Source organism: Streptomyces alkaliphilus (assembly GCF_014141535.1).
GTDB lineage: Bacteria > Actinomycetota > Actinomycetes > Streptomycetales > Streptomycetaceae > Streptomyces > Streptomyces alkaliphilus.
In genome coordinates this window covers 1-1,877 of sequence record NZ_VKHT01000966.1, presented here as the reverse complement: position 1 = coordinate 1,877, position 1,877 = coordinate 1, and the positions used below count along the sequence as shown (strand labels likewise).

General features: G+C 72.6%; 3 protein-coding genes. 2 read left to right on the top strand and 1 reads right to left on the bottom strand.

Annotation, left to right across the window (positions count from 1 at the left end; translation table 11 throughout):
- Nucleotides 1-109: 109 nt before the first annotated feature.
- A complete protein-coding gene (locus FNQ90_RS21545; protein ID WP_182607876.1) occupies nt 110-922 on the top strand; it encodes a 1,4-dihydroxy-6-naphthoate synthase in 813 nt (270 codons plus the stop codon).
- Nucleotides 923-1,043: 121 nt separating this feature from the next.
- On the opposite strand, the gene FNQ90_RS28535 is transcribed toward FNQ90_RS21545, so the two are convergent.
- Nucleotides 1,044-1,427: a cold-shock protein gene (locus FNQ90_RS28535; protein ID WP_143624326.1), complete on the bottom strand. Its 384-nt coding sequence runs from the start codon at nt 1,425-1,427 to the stop codon at nt 1,044-1,046.
- A gap of 255 nt (nt 1,428-1,682) precedes the next feature.
- Here FNQ90_RS28535 and FNQ90_RS21535 point away from each other — a divergent pair.
- Nucleotides 1,683-1,877, top strand: a 195-nt coding sequence (locus FNQ90_RS21535; RefSeq protein ID WP_182607875.1) for a hypothetical protein, incomplete at its 3' end; no start/stop codon positions are given.

Genomic DNA, 1,877 nt, shown 5'->3' with positions numbered 1-1,877 from the left:
CCCGTCCCCCGTCCCCCCTTCCAGGGACGCGGGGGCCCGCGACACCGCTTCCCGAGACACCGGGGACACCGCGCCGACCGCCCCGGGCGACGCGGTGGGCATCACGGACATTTCCTATTCCCCCTGCCCCAACGACACCTTCGTCTTCCACGCCTGGACGCACGGCCTGGTGCCCGGTGCCTCACCGCCCCGCGTGCGGTTCGCGGACATCGACGTCACCAATGGCCTGGCCCGGCGCGGTGAGGGGCAGGTGCTGAAGGTGTCCTACGCGGTGCTCCCGCACGTGCTGGACACCTACGCGCTGCTGCTCGGCCGCGAGGCGGTCCGTCCCGGCGAACAGGGCACCGCCCTGACCGGTCGCACGGTGGCGGTGCCCAGCGAACTGTCCACCGCCTACCTGCTGTTCCGGCTGTGGGCGGCCCGATGGGTGCCGGAGGGCCCGGGGAACGTCGTGGTGATGCCGTTCCACGAGATCATGCCCGCCGTGCGGGACGGTCGGGTGGACGCCGGCCTGGTCATCCACGAGGCACGCTTCACGTACCACGAGTACGGATTGCACCAGTTGGTGGACCTGGGCGAGTTCTGGGAGGGAACGACCGGGCACCCGATCCCGCTGGGCGCGATCATCGCCCGCCGCGATCTGGGGGCGGAGCGGCTGCGCGCGCTGTCCGAGACCATCCGGACCTCGGTGCGGATGGCGTGGGAGGACCCGTCGGCCTCGCACGCCCATGTGATGGAGCACGCGCAGGAGATGGATCCGTCCGTGGCCGATCGTCACATCGCCCTGTACGTCAACGAGTTCACCGCGGACCTGGGCGATGACGGATACGCGGCGGTCCGTGAACTGCTGGGTCGGGCGGCGTCCGAGGGGCTGGCGCCCCCGCTGTCGGCGACCGCCCTGGAGCCCCCCTTCGGGGACTGACGCGGCCGGCCCCCGGCCACCGGCACTCCCCCGGAACGCTCGCGCCGCCGCCCCCGGACCCGTCGGGTCCGGGGGCGGCGGCGTGCGCGACATCGGGCGGGACGGACGCCGCCCCGGGGCGTCAGACGTCCAACTGGTCGGCGACCGCCCGCAGCATTCCGGCGATCTTCCGCCCGTTGGCCCGGTCGGGGTACCGGCCCCGCTCGAGTTGCTGGGCCACCCCGTCGAGCAGGGTGGTGAGGTCCTGGACGATGGAGACCATCTCGTCCGGCTTGCGCCGCTGGGCGGCGGCCACCGAGGGGGTCGGGTCGAGGATCGTCACCGACAGGGCCTGGTCACCGCGCTGTCCGGCGACCACCCCGAACTCGACCCGCTGACCGGGCTTGAGCACATCCACCCCCGGCGGCAGGACGGAGGAGTGGACGAAGACATCGCCGCCGTCGTCCCGGGAGAGGAAGCCGAAGCCCTTCTCGCTGTTGAACCACTTGACCTTGCCGGTAGGCACGTGTCCTCGTCCTCGCTGTCGCTCGGGCCGCCTCGCATCGGCCGGTGGAATGTCGTTTCGGTGCGTCCGTGCGGATGGGGGTCGCGAGTGCCGTGGTGGTGCGGGTACGGCAGGCGGCGGGCCGCACGACCCGCCGTCCACCCTCAAGGCTAATCGTCCCCGCCGAATGGGCAAGATCGCCTCGACCGGGCCTCCCCCACCCGGCGGGGCGGGGGTCGGTGCCCGTCCCCGGAGGGGCCCGCCTACCCTGGAGGGGTGAGCAGCGCATCCGAACCGACGGCGGCCGAGGGCCGCAGTGGTGACCTACTGGTCCGGATCGGCGGAGTGGTCTTCGCCGTCGGGGCGGTGGCCACACTGATCACCTTCATCCCCATGTTCATCGGCTCCGAACCCTTCCCCCCGATCGCCTACGGCGTGTCGATGCTGATGGGGGCGGGCTTCGCGCTCGCC